The organism is Companilactobacillus sp. HBUAS59699 (assembly GCF_036913575.1).
Taxonomy (GTDB): domain Bacteria; phylum Bacillota; class Bacilli; order Lactobacillales; family Lactobacillaceae; genus Companilactobacillus.
Window position 1 is genome coordinate 400,997 of sequence record NZ_JAYKTV010000003.1, and the last position, 16,057, is coordinate 417,053.

Below are 16,057 nucleotides of genomic sequence, written 5' to 3' on the forward strand. Positions count from 1 at the left end.
TACTTTGGTTAACATAGAAATGTTTTTCATGAGGGAGTAACTAGCAGCGTTTGCTGTAGCAATATCACCAACCCGAAGGGATTTTTCTGGTATTGCTATAAATAGTGAGACTTATGTGTGTTTTTGACACGCGTAGGTCTCTTTTTGTTTGAATGGAGACCTCGCAAATAAAAGGAGGAATCACATTGTCAGAACAAAAACAATCACAGTTATCTAATGCTTTTTATGCACAGAGTGAGTCAGAAGTTTTAACTGAACTAGACACGACTGTTGCAGGGCTTGATAGCAAGCAGGTTGCTCAAAGGATGGATAAGTACGGATCCAATAAACTGAATGATGGTAAGAAAAAATCCCTCGTCCAAAAGTTTTTGGAACAGTTTAAGGATCTGATGATATTAGTTTTGTTAGCTGCGGCAATTATATCAGCAGTAGTATCGCATGATGTGATCGATTCAGTAATTATTTTGGCAGTTGTAATCATCAACGCTATCTTAGGTGTATTTCAAGAATCCAAAGCTGAGGCGGCAATCGATGCACTCAAAAAAATGTCAACGCCTCACGCTAATGTATTGCGAAACGGGGATACGATCACCATTAAAAGTACGGAATTGGTTCCTGGTGATATTGTCTTATTAGAAGCTGGTGATGTTGTACCAGCGGATTTACGATTACTTGAAGCCAATTCTTTGAAGATCGAAGAATCGGCCTTGACCGGAGAGTCAGTTTCGGTTGAGAAATCGGTCGGTGTCATTGATGATGAGCAAGCTGGAATCGGTGATCGTACGAATATGGCTTTCTCAAATAGCAATGTGACCTATGGACGTGGTAAAGGTGTAGTTGTAAATACCGGAATGGCAACGGAGGTCGGTAAGATTGCGGGCATGTTGGAGCGGGCAGATGAAACTACCACACCCCTTAAGCAAAACCTCAATCACTTGGGTAAATTCTTAACGATTGCAATCGTCGTGATCGCAGTGTTGATGTATGTAGTTGGAACCTTCTTCAACGGAATGGATCCAATCAAGATGATGCTGACATCGATCTCACTAGCAGTTGCGGCTATTCCAGAAGGATTGCCAGCAATCGTAACGATCATTCTAGCATTGGGAACACAAGTAATGGCTAAGCGTAACGCCGTTATTAGAAAGTTGCCAGCTGTGGAAACCTTAGGATCAACGGAAATTATTGCTTCCGACAAAACGGGAACTTTGACTTTGAATCAGATGACTGTGGAAAAGCTCTATACTTTTGATCAACAAATATCAGCCGATCAAGAATTATCCACAGATAATATGGCTCTAAAAATCATGAACTTCGCCAATGATACGAAGATCTCTCAGGATGGTTCGATGATTGGTGATCCGACTGAAACAGCATTAATTACATTTGGTAAAAAACATGGCTTTGATTTAGATGAAGAATTAAAGAAATCTCCTCGTGTGGAAGAATTACCATTCGATTCCGAACGTAAGTTGATGTCAACGATTCATGAAATGAATGGAAAATACTTAGTAGCCGTGAAAGGTGCTCCCGATATTTTGTTGGAACGTGTAACCAAGATCGAGACACCAGATGGTATTAGAGATATTACTGATGAGGATAAGCAAACGATCCTTCACAATAATAAAGATATGGCGCAACAAGCGTTGCGTGTCTTGGAAATGGCATATAAATATGTTGATGAAATCCCTGATAAGGTGGATTCGGAAAATATTGAACACGATTTGATTTTTGCTGGATTAGTAGGGATGATCGATCCGGAACGTGAAGAAGCCGCTGAGGCAGTGCGCGTTGCTAAAGAGGCGGGAGTTAGACCATTGATGATAACTGGTGATCATCGTGATACGGCCGAGGCAATTGCTGCCAGATTGGGAATCATTTCGCAGGGTGACGATGAAGCTGTTCTTACTGGTGCTGAATTAGACCAGATGTCGACTGAAGAATTTAATCGCCAAGTCAAAAATTATTCAGTCTATGCACGTGTGTCTCCAGAACACAAAGTCAGAATCGTTAAAGCTTGGCAAAAATTAGGCAAAGTCGTTGCTATGACCGGTGATGGTGTCAACGATGCTCCAGCATTGAAGCAAGCTGATATCGGTATTGGTATGGGAATCACTGGTACTGAGGTATCTAAAGGTGCTTCAGATATGGTTTTAGCTGACGATAATTTTGCGACTATCGTAGTTGCAGTTGAGGAAGGTCGGAAGGTCTTTTCAAACATTCAAAAGGCCATTCAATATTTACTAGCAGCTAACTTAGGAGAAGTGCTGACGCTGTTTGTGGCAACCTTGCTAGCTTGGGATACAATGTTGCCGATTCACTTGTTGTGGATCAATTTGGTAACTGATACCTTTCCAGCGATTGCTTTGGGGATGGAACCTGCCGAAGCCAATTTAATGAATCACAAGCCTCGAGGAAGAAATTCAAATTTCTTCTCTGGTGGAGTATTGAGTAGTGTTATCTATCAGGGTATTTTTGAAGCAGCGATGGTGCTAATGGTTTATGCAACGGCAATTATTTGGCCAGTTCATAGCGGATATTCAGCAATTCACGCTGACGCTTTGACCATGTCATTTGCTACATTGGGGTTGATTCAATTGTTCCATGCTTTCAATGTTAAGTCTGTGCATCAATCGATCTTCAAAGTAGGCTTATTTAAGAACAAGGCATTCAACGGAGCTATTTTGTTATCACTGATAATGATGATGGCAGTTATTTTGATTCCTGGTCTGAATGACGCATTCAAGGTGGCAAATTTAGATCTTCACCAATGGTTGATAGTCTTAGGATCATCATTTGCGGTTATTCCATTTGTGGAGATTGTAAAATTTGTACAGCGGAAGTTTGGAAAGTAGGAAATGTTTCGTGTATTGTTTGTCGCTTACCGCTTCCGGTCAGCAGTAATTCCATCTGTGGCGGGACCAGTCCTAGCCAAAAAGCGGTCTAGGACTTCGCTTTCTTGCTTTGCATAAACCGCAAATCAAGAAAGACGTCCAGTGCTGTAAATGTGGGGAAACCACCACATTAACACCACTTTTGCCACGGATTCCATTACTGCTGACCTCCAGCTCAATATATTTATTACAAAAAAGCAGCATATCACTACAATTGGATAGGTAATGTATCCAGTTTGTCATGGTATGCTGCTTTATTTTTTATGTATTTTTAAGTATTTGCTACCAAGTATATATATTAATAATAGAAGTAGTACAAAACTAGCTGGCGGTGGTCAACAATGGAATCAGCCGTGATAGCGTACTAAGCGATTTATCGCTTAGTACGCTGGACGACTTGGAAGACTACAGGCTTCCAAGCGAGGCCGAAGACGAAGACTGAGGCCGGTCCCACGGCAGATGGAATTGTTGACCACTGCCAGCGGCATCCAAGAACTACTTATCAAAAACATCATCATCATCTTTTAATTTAAGCAGATGAGGTTTTCCATAATAATAACCTTGGCGTAGATCGATCTGTAATGAATCAGCAAGCTTATCATCATTTTCATTTTCAATACCTTCAAGTATCAAACGAAGATTGTGTTTGTTAGTATAGTCGCGCCAAAAAATAACTTTATCTTCGATATGTGGATCTCTAAACTTCTCTTTGAAGTTTTGAAGGGCAAATTTGATTTCAGAAGCCATCGGTATCAGTGGCTTGATATGTTCCAACTTATTCTCGCCGGTACCAACATCATCCAAACTGAAGTCCATTCCATAGTCGATGAATTGTTTGATCAAGGGAATCATTTCTTCATTTGTCCATTTTTCGTCACCAGGTTCTTCAGTCAACTCCACAACTAATTTGAGTGGTCGTAGTTGCAGTTGTGACTTGATAATAGCTTCCCTAACTTCAGGATTCATGAGTTGTGTTCGATTGATATTAACTGATACTGAGCCAATTTTTAGAGATAAACGTTTGGTTGTAGCAATCAGTACTTCAGCCATGGTGTGCGATGGAATATCTGAAAAATGCAGTGGTGGACGCCAACCGTCGGCGGTCTTCTTTTTCATTAGTAGTTCATAGCCAATCAAAGTATTGGTGTACTTGTTTAATTGCGGCTGAATAAAATATCTGTACATAAACTTCCCCCTATAACTGATTGCTTATTGATATCATTATACAATAAACAAAAACAATATTCTTAGATTGAGTATTTCATATCATGATGCAAGATTCCTGCTTCTTGATATTGTTCTCCAATAACTTTAAATCCTAATTGAGTGTAAAATGCTTGAGCGTGGTCCTGCGCTCCTAATATAATGTAGTCATAGCCTGATTCTTTGGCCTTAGCGATTATATCTTTTAGTAGTATTGAAGCTAAGCCTTGATGACGAAATTCTTTGAGAACTGCGACACGTTGAATGTGGATTCCATTATCGGCTGTCGGATAGTAACGAGCTGTTCCAGCTGGTTTATTGTCAACATAGATAGTTACGTGAGTACATTTATCTTCGCCGTCAATTTCAATGTCCGGATCTACATTTTGTTCTTTGATGAAGACCTCTTTACGAATGTTTAGGGCGTCTTGATAAGTTTTTGATGATAAATCTTTAGAGTAATTAATTTCTTGCATGATAAGCTCACTTTCAGTTGTCGAATTTAAATTATTTTACTCTAATTATAAAAAAGTTTGTAGTGTAATATGATAATTCACAACATAATATTAGAATATTATAAATATTCCATTTGTACATTCAATTTTCGATAAATGAATTTGTCGAAACTGGTAGTTACAAGGTGTAGAATTAAACTATAATTCGGTTAGAAAAGGTTCACATATTTTAGGACAATTTAGTAAAATAAAAAGTATAAGTGTGGTACTTTTAATATTAAAGACTTTTGATTTACTAGATGAAAAAGAACTATTAAAAACGTCCCATGGGGAGGCACATATTGAAGGTTATTATTGTCGGTTGTACACACGCTGGTACAGCTGCAGTTGAACAGATTTTGAAGGATCACCCTGAAACAGATGTTACCGTATATGAGCGTGAGGACAACATCTCATTTTTATCATGTGGAATTGCATTGTACTTAGGTCGAATCGTTGATCGACTAGAGGACATGTTCTATGCAGACCCTGGTACACTTGAAAGTCTCGGTGCAACCGTTAAGATGAAGCACAGTGTTGAAAAAATCAACGCTAAAAATAAATCAATGATCGTTAAGGATCTTGAAACTGGTAAAGAATTTGAAGATACTTATGATAAATTGATCATGACAACTGGTTCAGTTGTAAGTACTCCTAATATTAAGGGAATTGATAGCCCTCGTATTTTGTATTGCAAGAATTATGAGCAAGCTAAGCGTATTTATGAATCTGCTAAAAATTATCAAAGTATCGCCATCGTTGGTGGTGGATACGTTGGTGTCGAACTTGCTGAAAGTTACGCTAATACAGTTCATGAGGTAACTTTGATTCAATCAGGTGGTCAAATCCTTAAGAATTATATTGATAAGCCTCTGTCTGATAAGATAATCGGATTATTAAAAGATCATTACGTTCACGTTTATTTAAATGAGCGTGTCCAAGGTTTTGAAGATGGTAAGGAAATTACTATCAAGACTGATAAGGACACTCATAAGGCTGATCTAGTTATTATGTGTACTGGATTTGACGCTAATACGGGATTACTAAAAGGTCAAGTGGATATGGATTCGCGTAATGCCTTGATCATTAATGAATACGTTCAAACATCAGATCCTGATATTTATTCAGCCGGTGATGCTTGTGCTGTCAATTTCAATCCTACAAAGAAACCACTATATATTCCATTGGCTTCGAACGCTGTTCGCCAAGGTGTTCTAGCTGGTAAAAATGTCTTTGGCAATGTTCAAAAATACATGGGTACTCAAGGATCAACTGGTATGGAACTATTTGAGCATACCTTGGCTTCGACTGGTATCACATTACACAATGCTTTGGCTGCAGGAATCAACGCTGATAGAGTAGAATACCATGCCAACTATCGTCCTGACTTTATGCCAACTAATGAAATGCTGTCGATCTTCTTAGTTTACGATAAAGACACACGTAAAATTTTAGGAGCACAGTTATTCAGTAAACATGAAGTGGCCCAATCCGCAAATGCTGTCTCAATTGCCATTCAAAACAACAATACGATCGATGATTTAGCATTTGTTGATATGTTGTTCCAACCAAATTATGATAATCCATGGAATTATTTAAACTTAGTAGCACAGTTAGCTATTGATAAGTTGGATTATGGTATCGTAAATAAAGAATAATTGATTTAAACAAATTTAGGACAATTTTTATAAATAAAATTGTCCTTTTTTGTGCAAAAAAACAAAAAAGATGATATATTAAGTGTGAATGTGAAAGCAAATACATTTCGTATTCCGAGAGGAGTCGTAAAGATGGATAAGCAAGTGGAAGATGTAAATCAGTGTGCCGGAGATGTAATGTGTGCTTTAGAGAATGTAGTAGATCCTGAATTAGGGGTCGATGTGGTTAACTTGGGGATTATTTATAATGTTGAGATCATCGATGATACGTGTGAAATAACTATGACTTTGACTCATATGTGGTGTCCAGCCAGTGACTATCTGAAGGTGATGATTCATAATGCAGCTGTTTCAGTTGAGGGCATTGATAAGTGCAACATTAAGTTAGTTTGGGAACCAAAGTGGACGATGGATAAGATGAGTCGTGTCGCTAAAATAGCAATGAATTTAGAATAACAAAAAAAGTAACCTAAGACGGCAAATATCTTAGGTTACTTTTTTCATTAGGGGTTTGTACTTCTAAAACTGTGGGGGATATATCTATTACGAAAACTTATCCACGCATTATTCCAGGGAGGCTATATTAGGAAGTAGAGTAGGCGTGGATAAAATTGTTGAGTATACCAATATTATCGCAGGACCTCCTTACTTAAGAGATCTCTCTCTTATTTATATGCACAGTATAGCAGGAATAATTATAATTCACAATATATATGCAATCTTACATTTTGGCTTCACAACAATTCAAGCTTGTAGCACTGACATATCAACGATATTGTGATGATGATTTCTTAAAATGAATTCACAAGAGGAAAGTTTCTGTAAATAATGTATATCGCAACTATACCAATTTGAAAATAAGCATAAAAAAAGAGAGATGATAAACATCTCTCTTAATAACCAACTATTATAGTGAAGGTGTACCGAACCATTCGATACGTTCCTTAGTTGTTTCAGTAATAGCCTTTGTACCAGGTGCAAGTAACTTACGTGGGTCATAACCCTTAGCATCGATATCTTGGTCGTGGCCAGCTTCGATGTATTCGCGAGTTGCTTTAGCAAATGCTAATTGTAATTCAGTATTAACGTTAACCTTTGAGATACCCATTGAGATAGCCTTAACGATTTGTTCCTTAGGGATACCTGAACCACCATGAAGAACAAGTGGTGTTGAGATTTCAGCAGCTAATTCTTGTAGACGGTCAAAGCTCAAACCTTTCCAGTTGTCAGGGTAAACACCGTGAATGTTACCAATACCAACAGCAAGGTAATCAACACCAGTAGCAGCAAGTGTCTTAGCTTCTTCAACATCAGCTAATTCACCAAGACCAGTAATACCATCTTCTGTACCACCAATTGAACCAACTTCTGCTTCAACAGACATACCTTTAGCATGAGCTAATTTAACGATTTCCTTTGTCTTTTCAAGGTTTTCGTCGAATGGTAAGTCATGGCCATCGAACATAACTGAGTTGTAACCAACTTCGATACATTCTTTAGCAGCTTCATAGTTACCATGATCCAAGTGCATAACAACTGGAACTGTGATACCCATTGATTTGATTGTGTCTTGTACTAGGTGTAGGCAAAGTTCATAACCACCCATGTACTTAGCAGCACCCATTGATGTTTGAACCAAGATAGGTGTGTTTGTTTCTTGGGCTGCAGCTAAAATACCGCGAGTCCATTCCAAGTCGTTGATGTTAAAAGCACCAACAGCATATTTGCCTTTACGGGCGTTGTTGAAAATTTCGTTACCGTTTGTTAAAACCATCGATAATCCTCCAATAAATTCATCTTTGAATACAATTGATATTTTAACTCAAAACTTAACGAATTCATATGTTTTTTGTAAAAGTATTTACAGTAAAGGTGTACCTCTGAAATGAAAATAGGCGATAAATGCTATGATATAAAGGATTATGAGCCCTAATAAAATAAACCACCAGTATTTTTTTCCGTTTGATTTCATAAATGTATTGTAAATTGCCATGACAAGGAAAAAGGCAAGTAATGTCGTGAGTGTGCTGAGTATTATAAGCATCGGAATATTTATCATCATGAAATTAATTATAGCAAGTTTTTTCAGAAAATATCTAATTATTGTCCTAATGTTTCGACCACTACATAAAGCCGGGTTATTCTGATATACTTTGAGAAGGTTATTGAGGTGATTAATTTGAAAAAAATCAAAGTTATGACAGTCTTTGGAACACGTCCAGAGGCAATTAAAATGGCACCATTAGTTTTGAAATTAAAACAAAATAGTGATCGATTTGAAACTGTTACTGTTGTGACAGCTCAACATCGTGAAATGTTAGATTCAGTTTTGGAAATATTTAAAATCAAACCTGATTATGATTTGAATATTATGAAAGAACGCCAAACTCTAAGTGGCATTACAGGATTGGTCTTAAAAGAGTTGGATAGCATCATTGAGAAAGAAGAACCTGACATTGTTCTCGTTCACGGTGATACAACAACAACCTTCAGTGCTGCTTTGTCGGCTTTCTATCACCAAACAAGTATTGGACACGTTGAAGCTGGATTAAGAACTTGGAACAAGTATTCACCATGGCCAGAAGAGATGAATCGTCAAATGACTGATGATTTGTCCGATCTATACTTCGCACCAACTAGTGAAAGTAAGGCTAACTTGCTCAAGGAAAATCACAATGGCGAAAATGTCTTCATTACTGGTAATACAGCTATTGATGCATTGCGTAGCACGGTTCATCAAGATTACCATCATGATATCTTGGACATTATTGATCCTAATAAGAAGATGATTCTCATTACGATGCATCGTCGTGAGAATCAAGGCGAACCAATGAAACAAGTTTTCCGTGCCATGAAGCGTGTGGTTGAAAAGCACGATGATATTGAGTTGATCTACCCAGTTCATTTGAATCCAGTCGTTCAAAAGACTGCTAAGGATATCCTTGGTGATGTAGACCGAGTTCATTTGATCGATCCACTAGATGTTGTTGATTTCCACAATCTAGCATCGAAGAGCTACTTCATCATGACTGATTCTGGTGGTGTTCAAGAAGAAGCACCTTCACTAGGTAAGCCAGTGTTAGTTCTACGTGATACGACTGAACGTCCTGAAGGTGTGACTGCTGGTACTTTGAAGTTAGTTGGAACTGACTCAGAAGTTGTTGAACGTGAGATGAGTCGTTTGATCGAAGACAAGGCTGAATATGATCGTATGGCAAATGCTAAGAATCCTTATGGGGATGGTAAGGCATCTGACAGAATTATGGATGCTATTAGCTATCATTTTGGTCAGACTGATGTTAAGCCGGATGAGTTTGAATAAATTTGTCTGGTAGTTTGCTGCCGCTGCTGGTGGGCAACAACTCCATCTGCCGTAGGACCGGTTTCAAACTTCGTTTTCAACCTCGCTTTGAAGCCTGTAGTCTTCAAAGTCGTCCAGTTTACTAAGCGATAAATCGCTAAGTAAACTATTACGGCGGATTCCGTTGTTGCCCGCCAGCAGCTAGGTTTGTGTTACCTGTTGAATGGTGGCATAGTAGTTGATTTCTTTATTTTAAAAAATAAAATTGTAATCTCTTTACGTTTGTTGGATGAAACAGAGTGAATTCATTTAACAGTATGTGAAGGGATTTTTTTTGTTTGGATATAAAACTAACCTAACCGTTAATTAAGAAAAATAAAAAATGGTTATTTACCAGGAAATTCTGATAAATAACCATTTTAACTATATCCGATAAAAATCAGCTGGAGGCCAGAAGTAATGGAATCAGTAGCAAAAGTGGTGTTAATGCGGGTGGTTTCCCCACATTTACAGCACTGGACGACTTTCTTGATTTGCGGTTTGTGCAAAGCAAGAAAGCGAAGGCTGAGACCGCTTTTTGGCTCAGGCTGGTCCTGCTACAGATGTAATTACTTCTGGCCGGAAGCGGCAGTTTCTAACAAAAAAGAAAGTGGGCTAAATTTCCTTAGCTTCACTTTCTTTTTTTGGGTTGCTTTTTTGCGAAACCCTGAATTGCTTTATTTTTTCAATAATATTTCGATTGTTGTAATTAAAGATCCATTTGGATGAATAGTAGTTGAATAACCCAACTACCAATTGGTCGATTGCCTTAATGAGGATGTTATTTAATGGGAAGATCAACACCGCTACGATCATGAATATATCATCGAACAGTAGCGAGAATAATCTTGAAACGATAAAATAAATTCCTTCATTAAACATTTTTTTGTAGCTTCCCATTGGTGTTTTGAAGACGTATATCTTCGTGACAAAGAATGAGAAAACATTTGAGATGAACCAGGCAATTGTGTTAGCAAGCCACAGAGGAATGCCAAAACTATTGTGTGATAGATCAAAAATAACGATATTGATAATAGATGCAAGGAATCCAAATAGACAATACACCGCGAAGTCGCGGTGTTTTCTAATGAAATTCATTTTCTATTCATCCATTTCTTTAGCTTTTGCTACGATATTTTCTGCGAATTTATCTAAGTCGTCGATGTCCGCTTGTTCTGGTGCTAGTTCAACGTAAACGGGATCTGATCCTTTGGTTGCACCAACTTCTTCGAAGACGTCAGCAAACTCATCAACAGCTCGACAGAAATCTTCATAAAAATGGTCACCTGATCCACATGCACCGTAGACTTTTCCCGTTAAATCAAGATCCTTCATGTCGTCGAAAAAGTCCAGAGCTTCGTCAGGAACAACTCCGTCGTCATAAGTGTAACTTGCGATAACACAGATGTCAGCGTCTTCGAAGTCTGAAGCATCAGTCTGTGAAACTTCGCTCATATCAACGTCCATACCCAATTCTTCAAACTTTTCAGTTAGGACGTATGCGATATCTTCATCGTTACCAGTGATACTAGCATAAACGATTTTTACTTTTGTCATATCAATGCCTCTCAATTTACATTCTTGGGATATTATAGCAAAAATAAACAACTATCTAAATGAAAATACCGGACAATGTTATAATAAAAGCGACTTTATTTTTTTTTGAAGGGAAATGCAAAAGTTGATTACATTAAAATCTGCACGTGAAATAGAAGGTATGAGAAAGTCTGGCGAACTACTTGCCAATGTTCATATCGGATTAAGAGATATTATCAAACCAGGAATTTCTTCAATGGAAATTGAGAATTTTGCTGATAAATATATAACTGATCATGGTGGGAGACCATCTGAAAAAGGTTTTGAAGGCTACAAATACGCAACTTGTGTTTGTGTTAACGATGAAGTTGCCCACGGGATCCCTCGTAAGAACTTGATTCTAAAGGATGGGGACATTCTCAAAGTTGATATGACTGTTAACTTGAATGGCTACGAAAGTGACTCTTGCTGGACATATGCTGTTGGAACATTGTCAGCTGAGGATCAACACTTGATGGATGTTACTCACAAGGCTCTATACTTAGGTATCGATCAAGCTGTGGTTGGTAATCGTTTAGGCGATATCGGCTATGCAATTCAACACTATGTTGAAGACGAGCAACATATGGGTGATGTTCGTGATTTGATCGGTCATGGTATCCAGCCTACAATGCACGAAGCTCCAAACGTTCCTCACTATGGTGAACCTGGTCAAGGACTTCGCCTACGTGAAGGTATGACTATTACGATTGAACCAATGGTCAACTTAGGAACTTGGGAGATCAAAGATAAGTTCGTTAAGGCTGATGGTTGGGAATACTTTGTCTCAGCTGATGGTTCAGATTCAGCACAATTCGAACACACAATTGCTATCACAAAAGACGGTCCTAAGATTTTGACATCTCAAGATCCTGAATTTGATGCTAAATATCTATTGAAATAATGGTGGGGTAAATGGACGAAAATAAAAATGAGCCGATACCTGTGTTTGCTCAAGATATTCCGCGACATAAAAAATTCATTGAATTTGTGAAATTTGTTGTGCAGGCAGTAGGGGATGCCAATATACCAATGGCCTCGAAGGCTGTTACGTATTATTTACTATTATCTTTATTTCCGGCCTTTATTATTGTTGGTAACTTGATACCATTATTGCATTTAGACAGGCCAACGGTTGTTTCTTATGTAGAATTCATTTTGCCGGAAAACCTTCATGATACTTTCATTCCAGTAATTGAAAAAGTTATTACTAGTTCAAATACTGGTATCTTGTCAGTTGGTATTGTTCTTGCGTTATGGGCGATATCGAGAGGATTGAATACGGCGCAACTGTCGATGAATCAAGCTTATGGTTTGGATATTAACAGTTTGTTCGTTAATCAAACATTTTTGAATTATATAATTAGACGTGGTTTGGCGTTTATCATGACATTTTTCTTGATAATCGTTGCTGTAGCGGTAATTATAGTCTTTACCTTCGGGCAAACGATTCTTAATTGGTTGATCAGTTTAATTGAAGTTCAGGCTCTACAAACTGCATTAGACGAATTTATGAGATGGAAATGGCCGTTAGCTATTGTTATAATGTTCTTGATCGTTTTTGCTTTATTTTATTTTTTACCTAATGTTCAACTAAAGCTTCACTATGTCTTATTAGGATCAGTCATCGCAACGGCGGGAATATTGACGCTGTCGCAATTGTTTTCTTATTATCTGAAGTATTTTGGATCAGCTTGGGATAATTATGGAACGATTGGTGCAATTATTATTTTCTTGTTGTGGATCAATATGTCAGTAACTATTTTTCTGTTTGGAAATGCAGTTAATGTCGGCTTTGCGGAAGCAAGTAAAGGTCCATATTTGCGTAAGAATACTGGTCGTTTAAGTACATATTTGAAGATGCATGAGAATAACAAATAAGGAGATAAGTAATGAAAGTAAGAAAAGCTATCATCCCAGCTGCAGGATTAGGAACAAGATTCTTGCCAGCAACCAAAGCATTGGCTAAGGAAATGTTGCCAATCGTTGATAAACCAACTATCCAATTTATCGTTGAGGAAGCTAAGGCTTCAGGTATTGAAGATATCTTGATCATCACTGGTAAGAATAAGCGTTCCATCGAAGATCACTTCGATGCTGCTCCTGAGTTGGAACAAAATTTGGAATCAAAGAATAAGACAGACCTATTGAAGGTCGTTCAATCAACAACTGATCTTGGTGTCAACTTGTATTACAGCCGTCAAGCCCATCCAAATGGGTTAGGTGACGCGGTTGCTCAAGCACAATCATTTATTTCAGGTGAACCATTCGTAGTTATGCTGGGTGATGATTTGATGACTGATAAAATTCCATTGACTAAGCAATTGATCAATGATTATGAGAAGACACACGCTTCAACGATCGCCGTTATGCAAGTTCCTGATAAGGATGTTTCAAAATACGGAGTGATCGACCCTGAAGGAGAACATGCTCCCGGTCTTTATAACGTTAAGAACTTTGTTGAGAAGCCAAAGGTTGAAGAGGCTCCTAGCAACTTAGCCATTATTGGACGTTACTTATTAACACCTGAGATTTTTGACTTATTGAAGACTCAAAAACCTGGTGCTGGTAATGAAATTCAATTAACAGATGCAATTGATCGTATGAACAAGGTTCAAAGAGTCTTTGCTCATGAGTTCAAAGGTGAAAGATTCGATGTCGGTAACAAGTTTGGTTACGTTAAGACAAATATCGAATACGGATTGACTCATCCCGAAGTTAAGGATGAATTGAGAAAGTACATCTTAGACTTGAGCAAGAAACTTGAAGCTGAAGACAATAAGGGTAAGAAATCTAAATAATTAGCCTAATAAAATACAATCATCAGCGACTCTGAATCCAAAGAGTTGGTGGTGATTTTTTTTGTTGCCGTAATAAAGTGGTAATTCATAATAAGTTTTTTTGTTCAACAAGAGTAGGAATTCCCAATTTTTAATACCCTTGAGCTTATTGGAAGTTTTCAAATAAATGCCGTCGTCTTCAATAGATAAGTCAACGACCGCTGACTTTTCTTTGTTTATTTCCGTGTAGATACGATTATTACGATTAAAATCATTTAGCAATAAGATTAAATCAATGATTCTCATAAGATAAACACCATCGTTTTCATTGTTTTATTTCATCAGATAAATTATTATTAAAGCTTAGAGTAATTCTACCAAATGAGAGGATACAAATTTATGGATTCAGTTGTAATTATAGATGCTAAGCGCACTGCTATTGGTAAATTCCGTGGAGAATTTGCTGATGTATCAGCAGTTGAGCTGGGTACGCAGTTAGTTAAAAAACTTCTTAAGATGAATAAGGTCGATCCTAAATCGGTCGATCAATTCATTTTTGGAAATGTTTATCAAGCTGGTGCGGGTCAAAATCCTGCCAGACAAATTGCTATTAATTCTGGAGCTGCAGTTGAATCAACAGCAATGACTTTGAATCAAGTCTGCGGTTCAGGGATGAAAGCAGTACATGAAGCAACTAATGCCTTATTACTAGGCGATGCAGATATTATAGTTGCTGGAGGAATCGAAAGCATGTCGAATGCGGCCTTTTACGCCAAACGTGTTGGTAAATTGGAAGCAAGTGATGAACAAGGAGACACTCTTTTTCGTGACGGCTTATGGGATGCTTTTAATAACAAACATATGGGTATCACGGCTGAGAATGTGGCCCAGAAATATGCTGTAACTAGACAACAACAAGATCAATTTGCCTTTGCTTCACAACAAAAAGCGGCTAATTCAATTGATAAATTGCAAAACGAGATTATTCCGATCGAAGTTAATGGTGAAGAAATAACTAAAGATGAGTCGATCCGTGCCAATACTACACTTGAAAAAATGGAAACTTTGAAGCCAGCTTTTGAAGAAGGCGGAACGGTCACTGCCGGTAATTCATCACCATTGAATGACGGCGCAGCTGCTTTGATCATGATGACTAAGACTAAGGCAGAAGAATTAGGACTAGATTATGTGGCTGAGATCACCGGATATACGGAAGTGGGAGTTAATCCTAACTTTATGGGATACGCACCATATTATGCTATCAAAAAGTACATCGACAAGTATGATACTGACTTGGATAATGTTGATTTATTTGAGATAAATGAAGCTTTTGCTTCTCAAGCAGTAGCTGTTACCCGTGATCTTAATTTGCCAGCTGACAAAGTCAATATTCATGGTGGAGCAATTGCCATCGGTCATCCCTTAGGGGCTACCGGTGCCAAGTTGATTGTGTCCTTGATCAATGCATTGCAAAGTACTGACCAAAAAACTGGTATCGCATCGATCTGTATCGGTGGCGGTATGGGTATGGCATTAGGGATCAAATTATCGTCAACTACTCGTCACTAAAGTAACGAGCTTGTAAGAATACGCAATCCTAAGAATCGTACATTACAATTTACCTAGATACGCCGTTGCCTAATCAGATTAGGTCTTACATGGTAATTACCAAGGTTTTTATAGTCCACAAGTTGCCGAACGGACTGTTTATTTAAGCTATTTCTTTCAATCCTTTTGCCAAGATGTTCTTAGCAGCGTTGTGATCTCTGATGTGGAATGTATTACAGTTTGGACAAGTCCACTCTCTATCATTTAAAGTGAGGTGTTCCTCATCTCTCATCCAATAACCGCAATCAGAGCACGTCTGCGTTGTATTATAAGGATTGATTTTTACAAAAGTTTTGCCATATAGCTCAGCTTTATACTCCAGTTGTTGTAGGAATGTTCTCCAACCAACATCGGAAATACTCATAGCTAAAGCGTGATTCTTCAACATGTTCTTACTTGATAAATCTTCTGTAGCTACCAAATCGTGGTTCTTGATAAGTGTAGTTGAAAGATTGTTTAAAAAGTTTGAACGTTGATTCATGACTGACTTTTGTAATTTGGATAC

15 protein-coding genes are annotated in these 16,057 nt (G+C 37.9%); 8 read left to right on the top strand and 7 right to left on the bottom strand.

Annotation, left to right across the window (positions count from 1 at the left end; all coding sequences use genetic code 11):
- Positions 1-152 precede the first annotated feature (152 nt).
- Positions 153-2,855: a calcium-translocating P-type ATPase, PMCA-type gene (locus tag U8519_RS08405; protein ID WP_442892138.1), complete on the top strand. Its 2,703-nt coding sequence runs from the start codon at positions 153-155 to the stop codon at positions 2,853-2,855.
- 534 nt (positions 2,856-3,389) lie between these two features.
- Here U8519_RS08405 and U8519_RS08410 read toward each other — a convergent pair.
- Both U8519_RS08410 and U8519_RS08415 read right to left on the bottom strand, forming a co-directional pair.
- Positions 3,390-4,079, bottom strand: a complete 690-nt coding sequence (locus U8519_RS08410) for an EAL domain-containing protein (RefSeq protein WP_334329869.1) — start codon at positions 4,077-4,079, stop codon at positions 3,390-3,392.
- A gap of 62 nt (positions 4,080-4,141) precedes the next feature.
- Complete coding sequence (locus U8519_RS08415) at positions 4,142-4,573, bottom strand: GNAT family N-acetyltransferase (protein WP_334329870.1); 432 nt, start codon at positions 4,571-4,573, stop codon at positions 4,142-4,144.
- A gap of 320 nt (positions 4,574-4,893) precedes the next feature.
- On the opposite strand from U8519_RS08415, the gene U8519_RS08420 reads away from it, so the two are divergent.
- Both U8519_RS08420 and U8519_RS08425 read left to right on the top strand, forming a co-directional pair.
- Entirely contained in the window at positions 4,894-6,249 is a 1,356-nt protein-coding gene (locus U8519_RS08420; RefSeq protein WP_334329871.1) for an FAD-dependent oxidoreductase, read from the top strand.
- 132 nt (positions 6,250-6,381) lie between these two features.
- Positions 6,382-6,705, top strand: coding sequence for a metal-sulfur cluster assembly factor (locus U8519_RS08425; protein WP_334329872.1), 324 nt, complete (start codon positions 6,382-6,384; stop codon positions 6,703-6,705).
- Positions 6,706-7,156: 451 nt separating this feature from the next.
- On the opposite strand, the gene fba is transcribed toward U8519_RS08425, so the two are convergent.
- A complete protein-coding gene (gene fba, locus U8519_RS08430) occupies positions 7,157-8,023 on the bottom strand; it encodes a class II fructose-1,6-bisphosphate aldolase (protein WP_334329873.1) in 867 nt (288 codons plus the stop codon).
- A gap of 405 nt (positions 8,024-8,428) precedes the next feature.
- Between fba and wecB the strand changes: the two genes are divergently transcribed.
- Complete coding sequence (gene wecB, locus U8519_RS08435; protein WP_334329874.1) at positions 8,429-9,571, top strand: non-hydrolyzing UDP-N-acetylglucosamine 2-epimerase; 1,143 nt, start codon at positions 8,429-8,431, stop codon at positions 9,569-9,571.
- 633 nt (positions 9,572-10,204) lie between these two features.
- On the opposite strand, the gene U8519_RS08440 is transcribed toward wecB, so the two are convergent.
- On the bottom strand, positions 10,205-10,687 hold the full coding sequence (locus U8519_RS08440; protein WP_334329875.1) for a GtrA family protein: 483 nt from the start codon (positions 10,685-10,687) through the stop codon (positions 10,205-10,207).
- Positions 10,688-10,690: 3 nt separating this feature from the next.
- Positions 10,691-11,146 carry a flavodoxin gene (locus tag U8519_RS08445; protein ID WP_334329876.1) on the bottom strand — a complete coding sequence of 152 codons (456 nt, stop codon included), beginning with the start codon at positions 11,144-11,146 and terminating at the stop codon, positions 10,691-10,693.
- A 124-nt stretch (positions 11,147-11,270) separates the two neighbouring features.
- On the opposite strand from U8519_RS08445, the gene map reads away from it, so the two are divergent.
- Genes map through galU form a run of 3 tightly spaced genes read left to right on the top strand, consistent with a single transcriptional unit; the run spans position 11,271 to position 13,965 of the window.
- Positions 11,271-12,068, top strand: a complete 798-nt coding sequence (gene map / locus U8519_RS08450) for a type I methionyl aminopeptidase (RefSeq protein WP_334329877.1) — start codon at positions 11,271-11,273, stop codon at positions 12,066-12,068.
- A gap of 11 nt (positions 12,069-12,079) precedes the next feature.
- Positions 12,080-13,045, top strand: a complete 966-nt coding sequence (locus tag U8519_RS08455; RefSeq protein ID WP_334329878.1) for a YihY/virulence factor BrkB family protein — start codon at positions 12,080-12,082, stop codon at positions 13,043-13,045.
- 11 nt (positions 13,046-13,056) lie between these two features.
- The gene (gene galU / locus U8519_RS08460) at positions 13,057-13,965 is read left to right on the top strand and encodes a UTP--glucose-1-phosphate uridylyltransferase GalU (RefSeq protein WP_334329879.1); all 909 of its coding nucleotides are present in this window, start codon (positions 13,057-13,059) and stop codon (positions 13,963-13,965) included.
- Here galU and U8519_RS08465 read toward each other — a convergent pair whose 3' ends face one another.
- Complete coding sequence (locus U8519_RS08465; RefSeq protein WP_334329880.1) at positions 13,966-14,250, bottom strand: hypothetical protein; 285 nt, start codon at positions 14,248-14,250, stop codon at positions 13,966-13,968.
- A gap of 93 nt (positions 14,251-14,343) precedes the next feature.
- On the opposite strand from U8519_RS08465, the gene U8519_RS08470 reads away from it, so the two are divergent.
- Positions 14,344-15,513: a thiolase family protein gene (locus U8519_RS08470; protein ID WP_334329881.1), complete on the top strand. Its 1,170-nt coding sequence runs from the start codon at positions 14,344-14,346 to the stop codon at positions 15,511-15,513.
- 142 nt (positions 15,514-15,655) lie between these two features.
- Here U8519_RS08470 and U8519_RS08475 read toward each other — a convergent pair.
- The coding region (locus tag U8519_RS08475; RefSeq protein WP_334329882.1) for an RNA-guided endonuclease InsQ/TnpB family protein at positions 15,656-16,057 on the bottom strand (402 nt) is incomplete at its 5' end.